Genomic DNA, 5,468 nt, shown 5'->3' on the forward strand with positions numbered 1-5,468 from the left:
CTCTTCACCGGCGCACCCCTGCACCAGCGCCGCCATCACGACGAACGGCGCGATGAGCCTTCGAAGCCACGGGTGTGGGCACCGGCGCCCCTCATTCCACGAGCTCGCACCCGGCTGCGGGCCCGAGTCGCGGGCGACCGGCACGTGACGGCCGGCGCACGACGGCGCGGCAGGGCCACCCGCCGACACCGCCGACCAGGAGCTGCATCGGCGAGGCGACCAACGACGCAGCCCGGCCCAACGCGCACGACGTCCGGACGAACACACAGACGGGAGCCGGACATGGGGGGTGTGCCCAGTGCGGCGCCGGAGGGCGGATCCCGTCAGCGGACACCGCGGGGCCGGAATTGGATGCTGATACGCGGCCCCGTCGGGCGGGCCGTCTTCGGGATCGCGTGCTCCCACGTACGCTGGCAACTCCCGCCCATCACGATCAGATCCCCATGCCCCAGATCGCGCCGGATGGACGGCCCCCCACCACGCGGGCGGAGCAGAAGCGGGCGGGGGTCGCCGACCGAGACGATGGCCACCATGGTGTCCTCGGTGCCGCCCCTCCCGATGGTGTCGCCGTGCCAGGCCACGCTGTCGCGACCGTCGCGGTAGAAGCAGAGCCCGGCCGTGCGGAACGGCTCCCCCAGCTCCTCCTCGTAATGCTCGTTGAGCGCGCGCCTGCAGTCGTCGAGCACCGGGTCGGGCAGGGTCTCGTCCTCGTCGTAGAACTTCAGCAGCCGCGGCACGTCCACCACCCGGTCGTACATGCGACGCCGCTCCGCCCGCCACGGCACCGTCTCGGCCAGCCGCTCGAACAGCGTGTCCGCACCCGAGAGCCAGCCCGGCCGCAGGTCGATCCAGGCTCCGTGGTCGAGGTGCGTCCTGCGGACCGTGGCACCGAGCGGCCCGGCCCCGAGCTCCTCGTCGAGGCTCAGCAGAGATGCTTGGAACGAGGCTGTCATGGTGTCGAGTCTATGCCATAGTTCAAACACTTATTCGACTGCGGCGTCGGTCGCTTTTGTCGGTGGGTCGTGCCAGGCTGGCAGTCGCCGGATACGAGTGGCATCGCCCTCAGACCGCACCGTGAGGTGAAGAGGCCACCCATCGCTTCGTCACACGAAGGAGCAGGCCATGCTCACCACAGACTACGTACCGGGCGCTCCCAGCTGGATCGACGTCAACAGCCCCGACGCGGAGGCGGCGAACGCCTTCTACACCCGGCTGTTCGGCTGGCAGTCCATCTCGCTGGGCCCCGAGCACATGCACTACCGGTTCTGCCAGGTCGACGGGAAGACGGCGGCCGGGATCAGCCAGGCCACGGAGGACAACGCGACCGCGGCGTGGCTGACGTACTTCCAGGCCACCGACGCCGACACCATCGCCAAGACGATCGAGCAGGCGGGCGGCACGGTGCTGTCCCCGCCGCGCGACATCGAGGGGCAGGGCAGGATGGCGGTCTTCGCCGACCCGGCGGGGGCCGCGTTCGCCGTGTGGCAGCCGGGCCAGACCAAGGGGCTCGGCATGGTCACCGACCCGGGCTCGCTCGGCTGGGTCGAGCTCCACACCCCCGACCCCGTCGCCATCCAGACCTTCTACCGGTCGGTCTTCGGCTGGCGCATCGAGGACATGCCGATGGGCGACATGTCCTACCCGGTCATCTCCACGGCCGAAGGCGGCGAGACACCCGAGATGGGCGGGATCGTCCAGCTCCAGCCTGGCGACAGCCCGCACTGGCTGCCGTACTTCGAGGTGCCCGACTGCGATGCCACTGCGTCGATGGCACAGCAACTCGGCGGCACGCTGCAGGCCCCGGCGATGACCGTGGAGGGAGTGGGGAGGATGGCCTTCCTGGGCGACCCTCACGGCGCCCGCTTCGCGATCCTCACGAGCTCAACCTGAGCAAGCCACGCGCCTGAACGGGACGCGTTGCCGGCTCGGGATCGAGTGCGCCACTGGCTCGGCGTGGCGGGCGCGACGTCCGCCTCGCCGAGGTCCAGGTCTCCGGTCTCGCCGTGGTCGCGCAGGACCCGCGACACCGACTCGATCGACGGCTGCCCGTGCGGCAGCGCCACACACAGGTCGACGGCCCGCGTGGCCATCGCCTTGGTCGAATGAGTCTCCGCCTGAGAAGCGTATGCCGGTACGGCGGGGCTCCCCCGGCCCCGCCGTACCGGCGAAAGGGACGTCAGCCGCCGCACGCGGCGAAGACGAACGTGTCCTTCAGCATCGTGTACTTGTCCCTGACCTTGACCGCGCCCGTCTCGGTGTCGATCTGGACGATCGTCATCCCGTTGTCGCCGGTCAGCAGGTGAAGGGTCACCTGGGTGTCCCCCGTCCAGTCGACCATGTGGAGGTCCCCGGCCGGGAGCTTGATCTTCTTGCGGGCGGTGACCTCGTCGGTCTGCAGGTCGTACAGGACGAGCTGGGTCTTGGCTCCCTGCACGATGCTCGCGATCGTGCGGCCGTCGGCGGACAGCGCCTGCGGCCCGTTCGAGACCACGACCTGCGGTGGTGTGACGCGTACGGCCTGCTCGCCCGTGTCGCTGTAGACCACCAGGTCGGTGACGGACTCGTCGCCTCCGACGCTGGTGAGGACCTCGTCCCCGTCGAAGCTGAAGCCCAGCACCGAGCGGTCGCCCGGAACGGTGCCGAGCCGGGCGCCGGTGGCCGTGTCGAACACGCGCGTGCTCGCGGCCTTCTCGCCGCTGATGATCGCGGCCAGCCGGCCGCCGTCGTCGGACAGGAGCAGGGTCACGTCGTTCTGGGCCACGCGGGGCAGCGCGTCCTTGGCGAACACCTTGACGCCGCCCCCGAGGGTCCGCACGGCCAGCCTGCCGGTCTTGGTGAAGTACGCGACCCGCTGGCCGTTCCCGCTGACCGCGATGGGCGCCGGGGAGTAGCGGACCGACTTGCCCTTCGCGTCGAGCGCGACCCCCTGTGCGTCATGCAGGACGCTCTGCTCGCCGTCGTGCATGACGAGCCGCCAGTCGCCGCACGGCCTGTCCTCCCCGCCCTTGGCGTGGCAACTCTTGATGGAGGCGTACCTGATGCTGTCGTGCCCCTGATGCGCGTGCGGCTCCGCGTACGCGACGCCGGGCGCCGCGGCCAGGGCGGCGGCCACGAGGACCGTGAGGATCTTTGCTCTCATGTCTTTCACTCCCCCGCCTCGACGCTCTCGTACCTGGTCTTGCTGATCGTGTATTTGTCGGTCTGCGTGGCCTTGCCGGACTCCGGATCGACGGTGAGCACCCGTACCACCGCCGCCTTCCCGTCGTCGCCGCGCCGCACGGTCATGTGGAGCCGGCCGTCGGGGCTCCACCACGCGGCCTCCGTCTCCGCGTCCGGCTCGAGCGGCAGGTCGGCGCCCGCGGACAGCTCGCCGGTCTCCAGGTTGTAGGTCCGCACCCTGGGCGGCTTGTTCTTGTCGGTGTCGCCCGAGATGAACGCGGCCAGCGTCCGGCCGTCGGGGGCCAGGGCGTTGGCGTAGGCACCCCAGACGACCTGGGGCGGCGTCCGCTTGATCGAGCCGCCGCCGAGCCGGTACGCGGCCAGCCGCGTGGTGTTGTCGCTCAGGTTGCGGCTGGTCAGCACCTCGTCACCGTCGCCGCTGAACCCGAGCGCCGAGTCCCCGAGCGGCAGCGTCGTGGTCTTGCCGGTCGCGACGGTGATCACCTTGATGGGCCAGCGCATGGGCTCGTCCCCATAGTCGATCATGACCTTGTCGCCCGTGGGAGACAGCGTGACGAAGAGGCTGCCGGCGCCCTTGACCACCGCCGACTTCGGCAGCAGCTTGGCCGGGCCGCCGGCGACCCGCCGGACGACCAGGCGGTGGTCGCGGGCGCGCTGGTACGCCATCACGCGGCCGTCGGCGCTGATCGCGAACGGGGCTGTGTCGTCCTTGGCGCCGCTCTTGGTGCCGGCCGCGTCGCGCACGACGACCTGCCTGCCGTCCCGCATGATCAGCTTCCAGTGGCCGCAGGGGTAGTCGATGTCGTCCTTCTTGTCGTGGCAGGACGTGATCCACGCCGCGCGAGCCGCCGGAGGGCCTGCCTGGGCGTGGGCGGTGCCGGGTGTGAGCCCCAGCCCGCCGATGACCGCCGACGCCAGCAGCGCCGCGATCGCTGAGGGGTGCCTCATGGTTGTGATCCTTTCGCTCAACCCGTTAGACACCCACCTGATGTGCTCGGTTGGTCACAGATCGGCCACGTTCGAACGGAGGGCGTGGCAGGCTGACGCCATGGATCTGTGGAGCTTGTCCGATCTGAGCACCCCGTGGGCCTTGCGCGTCGTGGTCACCCTCCGCATCGCCGAGCGCCTCGCCGAAGGGCCCGCGCAGGTGGGCGAGCTCGCGCGGGCCGCCGGCTGCGACGCGGCCTACCTGCGCAGGACGCTCACGCACCTGGCGTCGAAGGGCGTTTTCGACGAGCCGGAGCCGGGCACGTTCGCGCTCAACGACGCGGCACGCGGTCTGCTGGACGAGCCGTTGCGGCTCTTCCTCGACCTCGATGGCGTGGGCGGCAGACTGGCAGGGGCCTGGGCCGCGTTCCTGCCCGCCGTACGCCGCGGCGAGCCGGCCTACCGGGAGCTGTACGGGATGACGTTCTGGGACGACCTGGAAGCGCATCCCAGGCTGAGCGAGAGCTTCGACGCGCTGATGGGGCCGGCGGGGCACGGGGATTTCGACCCGGAGATCCTCGTCGGCGGGGACTGGGACGGAGTGTCCGAGGTGGTGGACGTGGGCGGCGGCACGGGCGCGGCGCTCGCCGCGATCCTGCGCGCCAGGCCCGGCGTGCGAGGGACGCTGGTCGAGCTCCCGGCGACGGCGGCCAGGGCGGCCGAATCCTTCGCGGCGGCCGAGCTCGCCGAGCGGGCCACCGTGATCCCCGGAAGCTTCTACGACTCGCTGCCCGCCGGCAAGGACGTCTACCTGGTGCGCAAGGTCCTGAACGACCTGCCGGACCGCGAGGCGCTCGCCCTCCTTCGCGGCTGCGCGCAGGCGGCGGGAGTGTCAGGGCGGGTGGTCGTGGTGGGCAGCGTGTCGCTTGAGCCCATCGCGCGGGGCGGGCTGACGCCCGAGCTGGTGCTGGTCGGCGGCACGGAACGCACGCTGGAGGACTTTCGGGAGCTCGCCGGGCAGGCGGGGCTGGTGGTGTCGGCCACGGGTGAGCAGCGGTCGGGGCGGACCGTGGTGGAGTGCCGTCCTGAATCGCCAGGCCGCCGAGCAGGCGGCCTCCCGCGGGTCTGATCGCCGATCACACGCGGCCGGCTCGCCTGGCTAGAGGTACGACCTGGTCGCGGTCACCAGCTCGGGCGTGGCGTCGCGGGTGTCGATGTAGAGGGCGGACTCGGGGGTGCGCTCGCGTACGTCCTGGTCGCGGATCGCGAACACGGCCGGCGCGACCCCCACGTCGCCGTAGCGGCCCGCCACGGCCTCGCCGATCGCCCGCCGCACGACGTGGTCTGCGACGTGCGGCGGG

6 protein-coding genes and 1 pseudogene are annotated in these 5,468 nt (G+C 71.4%); 2 read left to right on the plus strand and 5 right to left on the minus strand.

What is annotated here, in order from left to right; all coding sequences use genetic code 11:
* Nucleotides 1-323 precede the first annotated feature (323 nt).
* Nucleotides 324-953, minus strand: coding sequence for an alpha-ketoglutarate-dependent dioxygenase AlkB (locus AB0J09_RS54905; protein ID WP_360710279.1), 630 nt, complete (start codon nt 951-953; stop codon nt 324-326).
* 169 nt (nt 954-1,122) lie between these two features.
* Between AB0J09_RS54905 and AB0J09_RS54910 the strand changes: the two genes are divergently transcribed.
* Complete coding sequence (locus AB0J09_RS54910) at nt 1,123-1,890, plus strand: VOC family protein (RefSeq protein WP_360710281.1); 768 nt, start codon at nt 1,123-1,125, stop codon at nt 1,888-1,890.
* Here the strand turns inward: AB0J09_RS54910 and AB0J09_RS54915 are convergent.
* From AB0J09_RS54915 to AB0J09_RS54925, 3 genes are all read right to left on the minus strand, one after another.
* Complete coding sequence (locus AB0J09_RS54915; protein WP_360710282.1) at nt 1,851-2,090, minus strand: hypothetical protein; 240 nt, start codon at nt 2,088-2,090, stop codon at nt 1,851-1,853. The genes AB0J09_RS54910 and AB0J09_RS54915 overlap by 40 nt on opposite strands.
* 86 nt (nt 2,091-2,176) lie before the next feature.
* Nucleotides 2,177-3,139: a hypothetical protein gene (locus tag AB0J09_RS54920; RefSeq protein WP_360710284.1), complete on the minus strand. Its 963-nt coding sequence runs from the start codon at nt 3,137-3,139 to the stop codon at nt 2,177-2,179.
* 5 nt (nt 3,140-3,144) lie between these two features.
* A complete protein-coding gene (locus AB0J09_RS54925) occupies nt 3,145-4,128 on the minus strand; it encodes a hypothetical protein (protein ID WP_360710286.1) in 984 nt (327 codons plus the stop codon).
* A 100-nt stretch (nt 4,129-4,228) separates the two neighbouring features.
* Between AB0J09_RS54925 and AB0J09_RS54930 the strand changes: the two genes are divergently transcribed.
* Nucleotides 4,229-5,236 carry a methyltransferase gene (locus tag AB0J09_RS54930; protein WP_360710288.1) on the plus strand — a complete coding sequence of 336 codons (1,008 nt, stop codon included), beginning with the start codon at nt 4,229-4,231 and terminating at the stop codon, nt 5,234-5,236.
* Between the two features lie 30 nt (nt 5,237-5,266).
* Here the strand turns inward: AB0J09_RS54930 and AB0J09_RS54935 are convergent.
* A pseudogene (locus AB0J09_RS54935) lies at nt 5,267-5,468 on the minus strand (hypothetical protein); the annotation flags it as partial.

Origin of the sequence: Nonomuraea sp. NPDC049784, assembly GCF_040659615.1 — a bacterium.
Lineage (GTDB): Bacteria > Actinomycetota > Actinomycetes > Streptosporangiales > Streptosporangiaceae > Nonomuraea.

What these genes read in the sequence shown, in the direction of transcription:
- AB0J09_RS54920 (WP_360710284.1), bottom strand. Translation starts at nt 3,139, where the DNA reads ATGAGAGCAAAGATCCTCACGGTCCTCGTGGCCGCCGCCCTGGCCGCG.
- AB0J09_RS54910 (WP_360710281.1), top strand. Translation starts at nt 1,123, where the DNA reads ATGCTCACCACAGACTACGTACCGGGCGCTCCCAGCTGGATCGACGTC.
- AB0J09_RS54925 (WP_360710286.1), bottom strand. Translation starts at nt 4,128, where the DNA reads ATGAGGCACCCCTCAGCGATCGCGGCGCTGCTGGCGTCGGCGGTCATC.
- AB0J09_RS54905 (WP_360710279.1), bottom strand. Translation starts at nt 953, where the DNA reads ATGACAGCCTCGTTCCAAGCATCTCTGCTGAGCCTCGACGAGGAGCTC.
- AB0J09_RS54915 (WP_360710282.1), bottom strand. Translation starts at nt 2,090, where the DNA reads ATGGCCACGCGGGCCGTCGACCTGTGTGTGGCGCTGCCGCACGGGCAG.
- AB0J09_RS54930 (WP_360710288.1), top strand. Translation starts at nt 4,229, where the DNA reads ATGGATCTGTGGAGCTTGTCCGATCTGAGCACCCCGTGGGCCTTGCGC.